General features: G+C 55.2%; 17 protein-coding genes. All 17 read left to right on the forward strand.

Going from position 1 to position 15,654, the window contains the following annotated elements:
- Positions 1-386, forward strand: a 386-nt coding sequence (locus tag WEB64_RS09135; protein WP_368065581.1) for a group II intron maturase-specific domain-containing protein, incomplete at its 5' end; no start/stop codon positions are given.
- Between the two features lie 171 nt (positions 387-557).
- The gene (locus tag WEB64_RS09140) at positions 558-884 is read left to right on the forward strand and encodes an ArsR/SmtB family transcription factor (protein ID WP_368065582.1); all 327 of its coding nucleotides are present in this window, start codon (positions 558-560) and stop codon (positions 882-884) included.
- Entirely contained in the window at positions 881-1,318 is a 438-nt protein-coding gene (locus WEB64_RS09145; protein ID WP_368058590.1) for a YeeE/YedE family protein, read from the forward strand. The genes WEB64_RS09140 and WEB64_RS09145 overlap by 4 nt, the downstream gene beginning before the upstream one ends.
- Positions 1,302-1,748: a DUF6691 family protein gene (locus tag WEB64_RS09150; RefSeq protein WP_368058592.1), complete on the forward strand. Its 447-nt coding sequence runs from the start codon at positions 1,302-1,304 to the stop codon at positions 1,746-1,748. The genes WEB64_RS09145 and WEB64_RS09150 overlap by 17 nt, the downstream gene beginning before the upstream one ends.
- Before the next feature lie 12 nt (positions 1,749-1,760).
- Complete coding sequence (locus WEB64_RS09155; RefSeq protein WP_368058594.1) at positions 1,761-2,624, forward strand: MBL fold metallo-hydrolase; 864 nt, start codon at positions 1,761-1,763, stop codon at positions 2,622-2,624.
- Positions 2,625-2,655: 31 nt separating this feature from the next.
- Positions 2,656-3,087 carry a TIGR01244 family sulfur transferase gene (locus WEB64_RS09160; protein WP_368058596.1) on the forward strand — a complete coding sequence of 144 codons (432 nt, stop codon included), beginning with the start codon at positions 2,656-2,658 and terminating at the stop codon, positions 3,085-3,087.
- Between the two features lie 3 nt (positions 3,088-3,090).
- Complete coding sequence (locus WEB64_RS09165) at positions 3,091-4,851, forward strand: SulP family inorganic anion transporter (RefSeq protein ID WP_368058598.1); 1,761 nt, start codon at positions 3,091-3,093, stop codon at positions 4,849-4,851.
- Positions 4,852-4,965: 114 nt separating this feature from the next.
- Complete coding sequence (gene hemH / locus WEB64_RS09170) at positions 4,966-6,057, forward strand: ferrochelatase (protein WP_368058600.1); 1,092 nt, start codon at positions 4,966-4,968, stop codon at positions 6,055-6,057.
- A gap of 387 nt (positions 6,058-6,444) precedes the next feature.
- Positions 6,445-7,740 (forward strand): tyrosine-type recombinase/integrase, encoded by a 1,296-nt coding sequence (locus tag WEB64_RS09175; RefSeq protein WP_368058601.1) that lies wholly within the window; start codon positions 6,445-6,447, stop codon positions 7,738-7,740.
- 185 nt (positions 7,741-7,925) lie between these two features.
- Positions 7,926-8,363: a hypothetical protein gene (locus WEB64_RS09180; protein ID WP_368058603.1), complete on the forward strand. Its 438-nt coding sequence runs from the start codon at positions 7,926-7,928 to the stop codon at positions 8,361-8,363.
- A gap of 88 nt (positions 8,364-8,451) precedes the next feature.
- Positions 8,452-8,628 carry a helix-turn-helix transcriptional regulator gene (locus WEB64_RS09185; RefSeq protein WP_368058605.1) on the forward strand — a complete coding sequence of 59 codons (177 nt, stop codon included), beginning with the start codon at positions 8,452-8,454 and terminating at the stop codon, positions 8,626-8,628.
- Positions 8,625-8,837, forward strand: coding sequence for a hypothetical protein (locus WEB64_RS09190; protein ID WP_368058607.1), 213 nt, complete (start codon positions 8,625-8,627; stop codon positions 8,835-8,837). Before WEB64_RS09185 ends, WEB64_RS09190 begins: the two co-directional genes overlap by 4 nt.
- Complete coding sequence (locus WEB64_RS09195) at positions 8,827-10,656, forward strand: AAA family ATPase (protein ID WP_368058609.1); 1,830 nt, start codon at positions 8,827-8,829, stop codon at positions 10,654-10,656. Before WEB64_RS09190 ends, WEB64_RS09195 begins: the two co-directional genes overlap by 11 nt.
- Before the next feature lie 432 nt (positions 10,657-11,088).
- Positions 11,089-11,445 carry a hypothetical protein gene (locus WEB64_RS09200; RefSeq protein ID WP_368058611.1) on the forward strand — a complete coding sequence of 119 codons (357 nt, stop codon included), beginning with the start codon at positions 11,089-11,091 and terminating at the stop codon, positions 11,443-11,445.
- Positions 11,442-12,836, forward strand: a complete 1,395-nt coding sequence (locus tag WEB64_RS09205) for a hypothetical protein (protein WP_368058613.1) — start codon at positions 11,442-11,444, stop codon at positions 12,834-12,836. The genes WEB64_RS09200 and WEB64_RS09205 overlap by 4 nt, the downstream gene beginning before the upstream one ends.
- A gap of 151 nt (positions 12,837-12,987) precedes the next feature.
- Complete coding sequence (locus tag WEB64_RS09210) at positions 12,988-13,260, forward strand: hypothetical protein (protein WP_368058615.1); 273 nt, start codon at positions 12,988-12,990, stop codon at positions 13,258-13,260.
- 9 nt (positions 13,261-13,269) lie between these two features.
- Positions 13,270-15,642 (forward strand): phage tail length tape measure family protein, encoded by a 2,373-nt coding sequence (locus WEB64_RS09215; protein WP_368058617.1) that lies wholly within the window; start codon positions 13,270-13,272, stop codon positions 15,640-15,642.
- The last annotated feature ends 12 nt before the right edge of the window (positions 15,643-15,654 follow it).

The following is a 15,654-nucleotide window of genomic DNA, read 5'->3' on the forward strand; positions in this document are numbered from 1 at the left end:
GACTGTCCAGTAAGGCGTTGCAGGCGTTCAAGCGGAGAATCAGGCAACTGACCCGCCGCAATGGAGGGCGCAGTGTTGAGCAGGTGGTAGAGAAACTCCGGCGCTATCTGTTGGGATGGAAGAGCTACTTCAGGCTGGCGCAAACGCCACGCATCTGGCGGTCGCTGGATGAGTGGATACGTCGTCGCTTAAGAGCCCTTCGCCTCAAGCAGTGGCGGCGGGGCAAGACGATTTACCGGGAACTGTTGCGCCTTGGCGCGAGCCCCTGGGTTGCGGAATCGGTGGCGGCTCTGAGCCGCCGCTGGTGGCATAATAGTCGGTCTGCCATCCACAATGTGCTGACGATTGCCTACTTTGATCGGTTGGGGGTGCCGCGTCTCTCATGACCTCAACTTCTCGAACCGCCCGGTGCGGACCCGCTTGCCGGGTGGTGTGGGAGGGGCGGAGCCTTATGGCTCCCCCCTATCCCGATTCTTCAGTATGTCTTTCTACGCATTTTTCATCGCGAATTTTATTATATAATTAAACATATTATATTTTTACATACGATGGTGACCATGAATACTCAAGCCATTGATCTCCAGCTATTGGAACAGGCGGCAGCACAGGCAAGCAGCTTTCTGAGATCCCTTGCCAATCAGGACCGTCTGCTTCTGCTCTGCCAGCTCAGCCAAGGCGAGCTAAGCGTTGCAGAACTCGCCGATGCAACCGGCATCAAGCAGCCGTCGCTTTCTCAACAACTGGGTGTCTTGCGGCGGCAACGGCTTATTGCGCCTCGCAAAGATGGCAAAAGCGTTTTTTACCAAATATCCGAGCCGAATGTGCTGGTCATTCTTCAACAGCTTTACGATATGTTTTGTCCTGAAGGAGAACACCGAAAATGATTAATGTGGACTGGCAAGCCTTTACACCCTGGAGTGCATTGGGGGGTGGCGCACTAATTGGTCTTGCGGCAGCAGGCTTCGTGTTGTTGAGTGGCAGAATCGCCGGCATCAGCGGCATTCTGGGCGGCCTTTTGAGTGGTCCCAAATCAGACCAATCCTGGCGAATAGCCTTCCTGGTCGGCATGGTCATTTCGCCTCTGATTTCGTGGGCCCTGTTTCGCTTACCGGCGATCGAAATCAACGCCGGATTACCCACAATCGTCATTGCAGGTTTTCTGGTGGGCGTGGGTACCCGGTATGGCTCTGGGTGCACAAGCGGTCATGGGGTCTGTGGGCTATCACGTTTGTCCCCAAGGTCGCTGGTAGCCACCATCACCTTTATGGTCGCCGGATTTGTCACGGTTTATCTGATACGTCATGGGTTGGGAGATTGATGCTGTGAAAGACACCTTCGTTTCGTTCATGGTGGGGTTGCTATTCGGTTTGGGCTTGCTGCTATCGGGCATGGCTAATCCCGAAAAAGTACTTGGGTTCCTGGATCTGGCCGGTGCGTGGGACCCCTCACTTGCACTGGTGATGACCGGAGCAGTTGCCGTAGGCCTTGTCGCCTTTACCATTGCAGGCAGGTGGAGATACTCAATGCTGGGAAACGAAATGAAACTGCCTTCCAACCGGGAAATCGACAAGCGTCTTGTTATTGGTAGCCTGACTTTCGGCGCTGGCTGGGGAATGGCGGGTTTCTGCCCGGGCCCGGCGCTGGTGGCGTCGGGGGCTGGCGAAACCAAAGCTGTTGTTTTTGTGGCCGCCATGATTGCTGGCATGGCAGCCTTTGAATTCATCGAACGTGCCCGGAAACGGGCTTGAGGTAAAGTCACCATGAAACCGAACGTTACTCACTTCTTTGATCAGAAAACCAACACCTACAGCTATGTGGTGAAAGATCCGACCTCCCGGGCATGCGCTATTATCGACTCTGTGCTGGATTTTGATTACGCCGCTGGCAGGACCAGCACTCAGTCAGCCGACGCCCTTATTGAGTTCGTGAAACGGGAGCAACTTTCAGTTGACTGGATTCTCGAAACCCATGTTCACGCTGACCACCTCTCCGCTGCCGTTTATATCCATGATCAGTTGGGGGGCCACACTGGTATCGGTGCAAATATCAAATTGGTTCAGGAAATCTTCGATAAAGCCTTCAACGCGGGTGAGGAGTTTGAGCGCGACGGTAGTCAATTCGACACTCTGTTCTCAGATGGCGGTGAGTTTTCCATCGGCAACCTTACCTGTCGTGTCATGCACACACCGGGGCATACCCCTGCCTGTTTGACCTATCTTATTGGCGACGCGGCATTTGTGGGTGATACCCTTTTCATGCCGGATTACGGTACTGCCCGCTGTGATTTTCCCGGCGGTGACGCTCGTACGCTGTACCGCTCGATCCAGAAATTACTGGCATTACACTCGGAAACCCGGGTTTTTCTCTGTCATGATTACCAGGCTCCGGGCCGAGATTATTTTCAGAATGAAACGACGATTGCGGAGCAGCGCAAACACAACGTTCACGTACACGAGGGCATCAGTGAGGACGAATTCGTCAAAATGCGCACGGAACGAGATGCCACCCTTGGGATGCCCAGATTGATTATTCCTTCGGTGCAGGTAAACATGCGGGCTGGCCACTTCCCGCCAGCGGAGGAAAATGGGCAGCAGTACCTCAAGGTTCCCCTGAACCTGTTTTAGACTTCATACACGCAACCGGAGACGTACACCGATGAACATAAAAAAACTGGACGACAACCTATCAGTCTCTCCCCAGTTGACTGTCTCAGATGTAGAAGACGCTGCCAGCCTTGGCTTCAAAACGCTGGTGGCGAATCGCCCGGACGCCGAGGAACCCGGGCAGCCTTCCATGTCTGACATCGAAGCAGCCGCCCGGGAAAATGGCTTGGACTGGGTTTACCTGCCGGTTCAGTCAGGCAACATTCTCGACAGCGACGTGGATGACTTTGTTCCCATGCTTGAGACTGCGCAGAAGCCCATCCTCGCGTTCTGTCGCTCCGGTTTGCGCTGTACGGTGCTTTGGGCACTCAGCAATGCTCGCTTCATCCCTGCGGACCCTCTGATAAACCGGGCGCGTGAGGCGGGCTATGACCTTGGACCACTCAGGCCACGCCTGATTCAGCAAGCCTCCAAAGGCGCCTGATAGATGAGGCGGCGACTACTGGGCTATTTCCCTTGTATTAACTGGTCGCGCAGTTACAACCGAAAGCTGCTGGCGAGCGATGCATCAGCTGCCATCATCGTCACCATTCTGGTTATTCCCCAGTCCCTGGCATTCGCCCTGTTAGCAGGGCTGCCCCCGGAAGCAGGCCTCTACGCAAGCATATTGCCTGCCGTCGCCTATGCGGTCTTTGGTACCGGTAATACTCTGGCGGTGGGGCCGGTTGCACTGATTTCCCTGATGAGTGCAGCGGCCGTTGGCGATATTGCTGAGGCAGGCACTGCGGGTTACGCGGTGGCCTCAGTGGCCTTGGCGCTGATTTCCGGTCTTATGCTCTTGATCATGGGTTTGCTTCGATTAGGGTTCTTGTCAAACTTCATCAGCCACCCGGTCATTTCCGGCTTTATAACAGCCTCTGGCTTGCTGATTGCGGCCAGTCAGCTCAGACACATTTTTGGCACCGACATATCCGGCGATAATCTCATCGAACTGGCACATTCATTCTGGTTATCCGCCGGGGCTGTTAACGCCCCTACCCTGATGGTCGGTCTGATTGCCCTGATATTTCTTTACACCGTGCGGAACCACCTCGCCATTGGCCTTTCCAGGCTGGGCATTGATGCACGGATTTCCGGCATGCTTGTAAGGTCAGGCCCAATCATTGCGGTCGTCGTAGCGACAGGCCTGGTTGCAACAATAGGCCTGGAAAAACAGGGTGTGTCGGTGGTCGGTGAGGTACCGTCAGGCCTGCCAGCGTTGGGTCTGCCGGGCGGGTCGCTCGCGTTGTTTCAGGCTTTACTGGTACCTGCATTCCTGATCAGTATTGTGACGTTCGTGGAGTCAGTGTCGCTGGCCCATAAACTGGCGGCACGGCGCAAGGAAAGAATCAATCCAGATCAGGAGCTGCTCGGGCTCGGCGCAGCCAACATCGCCTCTGCCCTGTCCGGCGGGTTTGCCGTCGCTGGCGGTTTTTCACGCTCTATCGTCAATTTTGATGCAGGCGCCCGCACTCCGGCCGCAGGAGCACTAACGGCCCTCTGTATTGGCCTGGTGACGATCTTTTTTACCTCATTATTCTATTATCTGCCTCACGCCATACTCGGCGCGACTGTGATCATTGCCGTTCTCACCCTGGTAGATATCCGCTCAATCAGACAGACCTGGCAATATTCAAAGCACGACGGAGCAGCGCTGCTAAGCACCCTTATTATTACTCTGTTGGTTGGAGTAACCGCTGGCATTCTGACCGGCATTGCACTATCGCTGATACTCTACCTCTGGCGTACCAGTCGACCTCACAGCGCGCTGGTGGGCAGGATTTACGGCAGTGAACACTTTCGAAATATCCATCGCTACAAAACCGAGACCGACCCACACCTGATGATTCTCCGGGTAGACGAGAGCCTTTATTTTGCCAATGCCCGCTACCTCGAAGACCGCATCTATACGTTAATCGTTGAACAGCCGCAGCTGACGGATTTTGTCTTGATGTGCCCAGCCGTCAACTATATTGACGCATCGGCACTCGAAAGCCTCGAAGCTATTAACGGCCGACTGAAAGATGCCGACATCCGGCTGCACCTGTCCGAAGTCAAAGGACCTGTGATGGACAAACTGGATAAAAGCACGTTTCTGAAGGCCCTGACCGGTGAAGTGTTTCTGAGTACCTATCGAGCGTGGTGTAAATTACACATTGCCGAAACAGACAACCCGGAAACAGAGACGGAGGTGAAAACCCCGACTTGATAGGCGTTTTGAACGAAGTCGACTCATCCCGCTTCGCATCTGCGTCGTAGAAGCTGAGCGCTAGTTTCAAATTTTTACAGCCACTTTTTTACAAATCTTAGGTGACATCAGGACATGCAATACAAAGGTGAGAACGGTTTTCGTCACAACCAGACCGAAAAACTCGGCGTTCTGGTGACCAACCTGGGTACTCCGGATGCCCCCACTGCGCCCGCGTTGAGGCGCTATCTTGGCGAATTTCTCGCAGATCCCAGGGTTGTCGAGGTTCCCAGGCTGCTTTGGTGGCTCATTCTCCATGGTGTGATCCTGAGGATTCGGCCGTCACGCTCCGCAAAGGCTTATAGCAAAGTGTGGGAACAGCAAGGATCTCCCCTGCTGACCCACACCGCTAATCAATGCGAAGAAATCCGTAAGAGTCTGCATGCCAAATACGGGCAAAACATCGTGGTTGCGTTTGCGATGCGTTACGGAAACCCATCCATTACCAGCGTGCTGGATGAATTGCAGAGTCAGGGCGTTCGACAGTTACTCGTATTGCCCTTGTACCCGCAGTATTCCGCTTCCACGTCGGCTTCAACATTTGACGCCCTAGCCAGCGATTTCGCCAAACGGCGCTGGCTACCGGATTTCCGCTTTGTCAGTCATTACCCGGATTACCCGCCTTACATTGAAGCCATGGCCCGGCATATCGAGGACTACTGGAGCAATAACGGGCGCCATGAAAAACTTATCCTTTCATACCACGGCGTACCCCTGAAATACCTGACGCGGGGCGATCCCTACCACTGCGAATGCCACAAAACCTCACGGTTGCTTGCCGAGCGGCTAGGCCTGACCAAAGATCAGTACATGACGACCTTTCAGTCCCGTTTTGGCCGGGAAGAGTGGTTGCAGCCCTACACGGACAAAACTCTCCAGAGCCTTCCCGAACAGGGCGTGGCGTCCATAGACGTATTCTGCCCTGGCTTTTCCTCCGACTGCCTGGAAACCATTGAGGAAATCGACGAAGAAAACCGTGACTATTTCATGGCAGCCGGAGGCAAGGCGTTTAACTACATACCGGCGCTGAACGCGACCCCTGGTCATATCGAGGCGTTGGTCTCGCTGATCGAAGAGAACTTGCAGGGGTGGACAGTGCCGAGCAATGATCCGGAGATACTGGCAGCCCGTGCTGAACGCGCTAAATCGTTAGGATCAGAGGTTTAAGGGGAATATGGAGAATCTGAGGGGTTGTTCATAACGGATGCTGGAATGAGGGTTTAAAAATGGCGGTGGGCCAGACCGGCAAAACCGTACATAACCATATGTTTTAAAAGGTATTTTTATTTGTAACTCTTTGCCCTGGCTGAAAAACCTATCAACCCTTGTAACTTCCCTGAACATGCTGTAATTTCCAATTATACCCTTTTTTGATAGGTAGGTAGTTAGGTTCGTAAATCGACTACGCAGGGAAAATGATCAAAAGTGACCCTTTTCAAATTGAAGCCATTTACCCCGCCACCTACCTTTCAAAAACGACGATCGCACAGGATTTTCTACCGGTTGTAATCCCGGTTTGGAATCCGCAAAAGGGATTGATTGGAGACAGCGACCATGCCAAAGAAAGCGCGAGAACTGAGCGCCACCGAAGTCAGGAGACTGACACACGCAGTCAGCAAAACGACCGGCAAAGAGTACAACGGATTGCACCCCGTAGGCGGTGTGTCTGGTCTGCTGCTGCAAGTTACCCCCAGCGGGGCAAAGTCCTGGATCTATCGAACCACTGTAGCGGGCAAACGCCGAAACATTGGTGTAGGTGGCTTTCCTGATGTGACGTTGACTCAGGCCCGCGAGAAGGCGCGAGAGCTGCGCGACAAGATCGCGGATGGCATAGACCCTGTGGCCGACAGGCAGGCCACTAAACGCGCCCTGATGGCCGCCAGATTGAGCACTGTCACCTTTGCCGATGCAATGGCCGACTATATCAAGATGAAGTCCAAAGAGTTCAGGAACCCGCGACAGGAACAACAGTGGACTAACAGCTTGACCACTTATGCTTTACCGCATATCGGCAAAGTGCCCGTTCGGGAAATCGAGCTAACGCATATTAAAGCGGTATTAGATCCCATCTGGCAGGAAAAAACCGAAACCGCCAACCGTGTCAGGGCTCGGATGGAGAACATACTGGGCTGGTGTGCTATCCACGGCTACCGCTCCAATGATAACCCGGCCAAGTGGCAAGGCTACCTAGATGAGATCTACCCCTCACCGGAGAAAATAAAGAAGAAAGGTCACTATGCAGCTTTGTCTGTGGACGAAATGCCGAAGTTTATGAAGGCATTGAAAAAGCGCACCGGAACCGCAGCCCAAGCGCTGGAATTTCTCATCCTGACTGCCGCCCGCACCAATGAGGTTATTGGAGACAAGCGGATCAGGAAAGCTGGCGTCACCTGGCAGGAAATCGACCTCAAACGGAAAGTCTGGACAGTGCCCGCTGATCGCATGAAGTCAGGAAAGGAACACCGTGTACCGCTTACTAATGCCGCCGTGGATCTGCTCAAGGGCATGGGAGAAGGCGCACCGGATCAACTGATATTCCCAGGCCCGAAAGGTGACCTTCCATCTAATAACTTCCTTTCTGCCCTGCTCAAGCGGATGGATCAGCCGATTACCGCGCACGGCTTCCGCTCCACCTTTAAGGATTGGGCACGAGAGTATACAGCCTACGCTGACGAGGTTTCAGAGCTGGCCCTGGCCCATATCAATAGTGACGCCACACGTGCCGCCTACGCCCGCTCAGAGCTGATAGACAAGCGCCGGCAGCTGATGGGCGACTGGGAGCAGTATTGCAATCATGGCAAGGCCCAGAAGGCAGGGAATGTGCTTTCTATAGGTGGGGGTGTCGCGTGATAAGGGTCTGCGATCCCACGGGACTGCCGACGGTGAGGCTTCGCGGAGCTGGATACATAAACCTTGATAGATGGCTTCAGAAGCGACTCCCAATCCTAGATTTGCGGTGCTTCTTGGAAGAGTGCCTCTCAATGGATGCCAACAGGTTTAGGCATCCGAGTGATAGCTTTAGGGAAGTTGCATTCATGGAAGGACTAAAAAATGCTTGCTATGGCGACAATCGGGACTTGAGTTGCTTTCTAAGCACCGACTGGTTCCTCAGCCTGACCCATCCTAAGCGGGAGGTGCTGGCGGCAATATTCCACAGTCCACAAAAACCCTACGTAACGCGAATGAGAAAGCGGATGTTGCTGGATTCTTTTGCGCAACAAGTCGCAAGCATTCAAATATGGTCTGGCCAATCCAAAACCCAGGCTATAAAAACGGCAATTGAGAACCACTTGAAAGGCGCACTTGTCGCAAATGGCGCGACCCTATCCGACCTAGAGACTTTCGACCAGTACATAAGCAAGTCTGAAAGTCTGAAGACTAGCGTTTTCCGCGCAATTGGCAAGGGCGGTGAAAGTTACGACCTGTATTGTGCCGTCTTAGCCAAGGAGCGGTTCAACTTCATTTTCGGCTGATAACTTTTTCCGAATTTTTGTTTCTATCTGTCTGTAGCCGCATGTGAAAAATGGGTTGTGTCATCCGAGAATATCGAGGCACATCCAAATGCAATACCTTTCTGACAAGCATATCTCTGAACGTTATGAAGTCAGCCGCCAAACTGTCTGGCGCTGGGTCCGAGAAGGCAAATTCCCCGCACCTCTGAAATTAGGCCCCAACTGCACCCGATGGAAACTTTCGGATGTTGAAGCTTGGGAAGCCAGCAAGGAGGTGGCCGCATGATGCTGCGCTCTCCTGGCGTTTTCGTCCGCAATGAAGAAAACCTTTTTGCCCTCTCCAATATCCACCACCTTACCGGCGTGCCTGCTCACGAGATTGTTGACGCAATCGTGAAAAGCAAGCTGGCAATAGAGCAGGTAAATGGCTGCAAATGCGTTCGAGAGTCTGAGTTAAACCGTTACTTGGATGGGAGGTCAGCGAATGGTAGATGAAAGGAAAGCCCCCGGCAGCGGGCAACTGACCGAGGGCGTAAAGCAGAACCAATCACCTGAAGTATCGCACGAGGAACGCATTTCAGACCACCCTTACGTTATCCGCAAAGAGCTCAGCGAATCCCAGCTATCCGGGCTTGGATGCTACATAGAAAACACCAGCATAGGCCACTACCAAGGCCCTGCCCTTTTCCGCCCCCTCTTTGATTCCGAAGGACAACCGGCAGGCGCAGAACGGATTCTCCCCGAGAAAATAGCCTTCCGACCCGATGACAAGCCCAACGATAAGTTTGTCAGCAAGGGATCAGTAGTATCGGGTACCTTCACCCCAATCGGCTTTACGGTATCGAGCCTCGACAGCCTGGAGCGCCTTGTTATTTGTAACGGCCTGGCAGAAGGCTGCCGTCTCCATGAGGCTCTGATGCTGCCCGTTGCTTGTGGTGTCGGTGATGGAAGTATTAAGAGCATTGCAACCGTGATCTCTGAAAAGCACCCACATATAAGGCTGGTGGCTGCCGTCGATAACGATGAATCTGGGATCAGGGCTGGCAAGGAATCAGGGCTCAATTACAGCCACCCCCAAACCGCCAAAGACTGGAGCGACGTTTACCAGCAATCGGGATCTGATGGCGTACTTGCGGAATACCAGGAAGGTTTGATAGCGCCCGAGCGCGGCCCCTTTGATTTAAGTCGGGCGTCCGTAATAGACCTGCTGGACTCCTCACCTCCTCCGAGAGAGTGGCTTGTAAGGGATAGGCTTCCGCTCTGGATTGTCGGGATTCTGGCGGCAGCTGGCGGCACCGGTAAGAGCATGGCAACGCTTCAACTTGCGGTTAGTGTCTGCACAGGGCTGGAATGGCTGGAACACGCCATAGAAACCCAGGGATCGGTTTTGATACTCAGCGCAGAGGATGACAGGGAGGAAGTACACCGCCGCCTGGCTGCCGTCATAAGCCATTATGCCGAAATGGTAGACCCTATCGACCGGGCAGCATTCCGCCCATACCTGAACCTCATCAAGAGGCGCCTTTTTATATTCGACCGTGTAGGGGATGACAACCGGCTGACCGCAAAGGTTGACCGAGAGACACGCCGCACCGCCCTTGCTCAGTCAATCATTGGCGCAGCGAACCAGATCAGTAATTGTGTGCTGATTGTCCTGGATCCGCTGTCACGGTTTGACGGAGGCGACCCCAACGACAACTCAGACGGAACCCGATTAATTGAAGCTGCCGAGTCCATACGCCGCGAGACAGGCGCTACGGTTCTGCTGCCTCACCATGTCAGCAAAGCCGGAATAAGGGACTCACAGAGCGGGCAGGAAGCCGTAAGGGGGGCGTCTGGCTTGGTAGACGGTGCGCGATGGGTTGGACTGCTTTCCACCATGAGAGCCGACGATGCCGAGAGCTATGGAATCGACCCCGACGACGCTGGACGCTATGTCAGATTTAGGACGCCAAAAAACAACTACGGACCACCTTGGGAAGGTGCATGGCTTGAGCGCCGTGCAGGCGGAATCCTGTCCATATCCGACCTGAAGCCCGAGAAGGAGGAAAAGCGGGCCCGTAAATCTGAGGTGGAATACCTCGAGTTGGTACGCCGGATCTCCGAGCTGATCGAGAAGAAAGGCCCCATGGCCAAACGCCGCATAGAGGATGAATACGGAGGCTCCACCAATATCCTGAAAGCAGGACAGAAGAAAGTCAGGAACACCATCACGCGTGCCATAGAGGAAGGTTTGCTGGTTCGCATGAAGCGATTTGACGGGCAAGAGAATATCGGTGTACCCGAGTTCAACCAGACTGAGCGGGCAGCATGAGCGGGCAACGGGCAACCGGGCAGGTTTGGGCGTTTGCCCGCCTGCCCGCCCTCATCCCTTGCAGCACAAGGCAACCCAGAGGGCAACGGGCACTTTTGAATTTTGCCCGCCACTACCTGAAACCCCTTGTGGCACTAGGCCGGGCAACGGGCAACGGGCACCCCCTAAAGGGGGACTGGGCTATTTGCCCGCCCCCAAGGTGCGGCGCCCATGCTGAGACACAGCGACTGGTTTGGGGAAGGAATGAAGGAAGATTCAGAGCCGCTGCGAAATTGGATTTTACAGGCCCCTACCCCCCTGAATATCGAGAGTTGGCGGTCATACCCACCGACAATAGCCCATACCATACAGTTAGTTGCTTCACATATACGAATCTACCTGTCATACTACCTATCATAAACAGCGCATTTACACGCAGATTGCAGGGTGAACATGAGCAGATTGCACGAACCTCCCCAGAAGTTTGCACAAGGTTGGCTAACCGAACTGGACGGGCGTACCGGCATTGCCCAAGTCATGCGCCAGCGCTATGAGGCGCTCACCAATGATCTAGGGGGAGTCAGTCAGCTCAGTTATGCCCAACGCTCTCTAGTGGAGCGCAGTCTGTGGTTGGAGTATTGGCTTTCACAGCAGGAACAGGCCCTGGCATCGGGGGCGGAGTTCGATGTCGGCAAATGGGTACAGGCAGCTAACAGCCTTCAAGGGATTCTGACCAAGCTGGGATTGCAGCGGGTGGCCCGTGAAGTCCCTGACCTGGCTGAGTACCTGAAAGCGAGATCTGAAAAATGATCACCATACGCGACCTGATGACGGACTCAGACCTGTTCGGTGAACAGTTCGGTGGTGAGTCCTTCGCTGCGTGGCGTGCCCTCCTTGCTGGCTTCTACGGCCTTGAACTTACCGATAACGAGTTACCCCACTGGCAAGCCCTAACGGACCGTCAGAGCGCCCCTGAAGCCGCACACGATGAACTATGGCTGGCCATTGGTCGCCGTGGTGGTAAGTCCAATATGGCCGCCCTGCTGGCCGTCTTTGAGGCTTGCTTTAATGACCACCGCCCGAACCTGGCACCCGGTGAAGTGGCAACCGTGATGGTGCTGGCTGCCGACCGTAAACAGGCCCGCTCTGTATTCCGCTACATATCCGGGCTGATGAACGCTAACCCCATGCTGGCCAGGCTGATCATTAAAGAATCCACCGAAACCCTGGAGCTTGCCAACCGTGCCGTAATCGAAGTGGGTACTGCATCGTTCCGGGCCACCCGTGGTTATACGTTCGCCGCTGTCATTGCCGATGAAATAGCCTTCTGGCGATCTGAGGATTCAGCTAACCCGGACTATGAGATCCTGAACGCAGTCCGCCCCGGTCTAGCCACACTGGATGGCCCCCTGATTGCTCTTTCCAGCCCTTACAGCCGCCGTGGTGCGCTTTGGGAAGCATACCGCCGCCACTACGGACAAGAGGGCGGCATTCTGGTTGCTCAGGCCCCGACCCTGACTATGAACCCGACGTTGCCGAGACGGCTGGTAGATCAAGCCCTTGCACGGGATCCCGCCGCCGCTTCTGCTGAATACCTGGCCCAGTTCCGAGACGACATAACCGGCTTTATCACCCGAGAGCTTGTTGACAGCAATGCCCGAACGCGTCCGCTCATTCTTCCGGCTGCCCATATCAACCACTACAGCGCCTTTGTGGATGTGGCCGGTGGTGGTGCTGATGAATACACCCTGGCCATCAGCCACAAGGAAGACGAACGAACCGTTATAGATGGGATTTGGGCTGAGCATGGTGACCCAGCGATCATTACTGCCAGCTATGCCCGCGTTATGCGCCAGTACGGGATCAGTCAATGTACCGGCGACCGTTACGCCGCTGAATGGCCCCGCCAGGAGTACAGGAAGCACGGCATCACCATGGAGAACAGTGAGCTAAACCGCTCTGAACTGTACCTGGAGCTAATGCCCATGCTGCAGACCGGATCAGTTGAACTTCCGCCCGACGAAAAAGCCCTGCTGCAACTGACCCTACTGGAACGCAGAACCGGGCGCAGTGGCCGGGACATTATCGACCATGCTCCACAAGGGCATGACGATAGAGCCAACGCCATTGCAGGAGCGGCACAACTGGCGATGGCAAAACGCTATAAAAGCGGCATGCGCCGGATCCCCGGCATGGCCTGAAGGAGAGAAACAGTGATCAGACGTTACCGGAAGCCCAAAGAGACACAGAGTGGAGTCCATCAGTTCTGCCAAAGCCTTAAAGCGGCTCAAGAGCAGGGCCCCAGGAAGGAAGAACCCCAGCCCACTAACCCAAAATCAGAGGGTGGCCGCCATGCTTCTGTTTGACCTACGTGAGCCCTTCACAGGCGTCGTGCATGAGACCGAACAGCACCCGCTGGTTGAAATCCGCAGTCTGTCAGACCGCGCCAAGGCGGTAATGATGATTTACAACCTGGATTTTACTCGAATCAGTTACAGCTTCCTGTCATTCGATCCCGACACCGGCATGACCGCGACCGTGGAAGCCCGGACGCCCGAAAGAGCCTATGAATTAGCCCAGGCGGAATACCAACGCGACATGGGCCCCACCAGGGCTGTGCAATAGGAGGCGCTTGTGCCTTATAAAAGCAGGTTAGAGATTGTAATCGACAGCAGCACCGGGGAGCGCAATCTCCGCCGGGTTCAAGGCGAGCTAGATCGCACAGAGCGCCAAGGGGTACAGTCGTTTAACAAGCTCCGCACGCTGGCCCTTGGATTCGCGGGGGCTCTCGGAACCATTGGAGCCTCCCGTGCCTTGGAGGGGGTTATCGAGGAGCAGGAGCTGTTGCAGCGCAACATGCTCAGAACCACCCAGCTTATAGAGACGACTGGCAGGGCGGCAGAAACCAGCGCCGAGCAACTCATGGAGCAAGCGCGGGGCATTGCCCGTGCAACCCTGCAATCCACTGAAGGCATCATGCAGGCACAACAAACCCTGCTGACCTTTCGCAACATTACCGGCGATACGTTCGACCTGGCCATTGACGGGGCTGTTGATCTCGCCTCATCGATGGGCACCGACCTTAACAGCGCTGTTTTACAGCTTGGCAAGGCCCTGGAAGATCCTGTAACCGGCATGACCGCCCTGACCCGCTCCGGCACCGTCTTTACGCAAGCGCAGAAAGACATGGTTAAGGAGATGGTGGAGACCAACCGCACCGCAGAAGCACAGGAGTTCATTCTAGGAGAGCTTGCAGCTCAATACGGGGGCACAGCAAGGGCTGAAGCTGAGGGGCTGGCAGGCGCCCAGGACACGCTAGGCCAATCCTTTCAGGAAGGCGGAATCGCCATTGCTGATTACCTGAAGTTGGGGGACAGGGCTTCCGGTTTCTATCTGAGCATTGCTGACGGGGTTGATTCGCTCACCGAGAGCTTAGAAGCGGGCGACCTTGACGGACACATAGAGAACATCACAACCGCCGCAGAAGCGCTGGCAATACTGGCGGCTGGCAGGCTGTCCGCCTCGTTGCTCACCTCCGCCGGATCGTTCGGCGCCGCACAACTCCAAGCTGTCCGCTATCAAGCGGCTCTGGCATCCATGGCTGGCGTATCCCGAACCGCAGCAGCCTCTCAGGCCGCGCTAGGGGTAGCCACACGCGGAGCCGCTGGAGCAATGGCCCTGCTAGGTGGTCCCGTTGGTGCTGCCGTTATTGCAGCTGGTGGAATCTACTATTTCCGGGAAGAGCTCGGGTTAACCTCCGCTGAAGCAATGACCGCAGCCGGTGCCGTGGATGAAGTCACCCAGGCCATGCAGGGGCTTAACCTGGAGGCGCAACGCGGCTTTGTTGAAGACCTGCAACGCCAATTCGCAACAGCGGAAACCGAAGCCGACCGCCTACGCGCCCAACTGGAAAGAATCGACCGCCCCGGTAATCGTGGCGGGGTATCCGGCCACATAATCAGCCAAATCAAGCACGACCTGGAAGAGGCTGAGATTGAGGCTGGCAACCTTGAGAAACAATTAGCGGCTGGCGTCGAGCAACTCGAAGGCTTTGAGGAAGCTCGCAAGAAGCGCAGCGTTGCCTCCACTGTTCCTTCCTTGCAAGAGCTCACAAGCAAGGCTTCAGGTAGCGCAAAGAAGCCGAGGGACCGCAGCAACCAAGTTCGCGGTGACTCTATTCTGGAAGGGCTGGAAGCCAGCGCGCGTGGCCAAGGCATACTTGACGCCCAACAGAAAGAATTCGAAGCGACCCGCAGGCACCTTGACCAGAAATACGCGATCGAGCAGGACTATCAGCAGCGAATGCAGGCGTTACGCGATGGTCAACGGCTGGGCCTGATCGAGAACGAAGACCAACTTAACGCTTTAATTATCGCCTCCACAGAAGAGCGAAATAGGCAACTTGCCCAAATTGAAAACGACAGGTTCAAGATGCTGACTGACAGCCAGCAGACTGCCATGGGCGCTATCGGAGATGCGCTAGGGAACTTCGCTGAGATAGCCAAGCAAGGCGGTGAGGACAGCTTTCAATCATACAAAAACCTCGCTACAGGGCAGGCATTAATCGCGACCGCTCTGGCTTTCACTAAAACGCTAGCCTCAGATATTCCATACCCGGCAAACATCATCGCCGCAGGCTCAATCGCAGCTCTCGGCGCTGTTCAGGTAGGCCAGATACAGAGTCAGCAATACGCTGGCCAGGCCCACGACGGATGGGACAACCTACCCAAGTCCGGCACCTACAACCTTGAGAAAGGCGAGCGGGTAATGAGCACTTCCCTGAACCGCGACATGACCCAATACCTTGAGCGCGAAAACAGCCGGCCATCGGGCGGCGGCGGTTCCGAGGTAACGAACGTGTTCCAAATCTCGCCGGGAATGACGGGCGCCATTAATGCTGAAATCCGAAAGGCGCTCCCCGCCATTGAGCAGATGGTCAAGCGCAGCGTGATCGAGGATGCAGGCAAAGGCGGGGCGATTTCCCGCGCAACCGGGAGACGCCGCTAATGGCGCCCCAGA

The sequence above is a fragment of the Marinobacter sp. genome, from assembly GCF_040882185.1.
In the GTDB taxonomy this organism is placed as follows: domain Bacteria; phylum Pseudomonadota; class Gammaproteobacteria; order Pseudomonadales; family Oleiphilaceae; genus Marinobacter.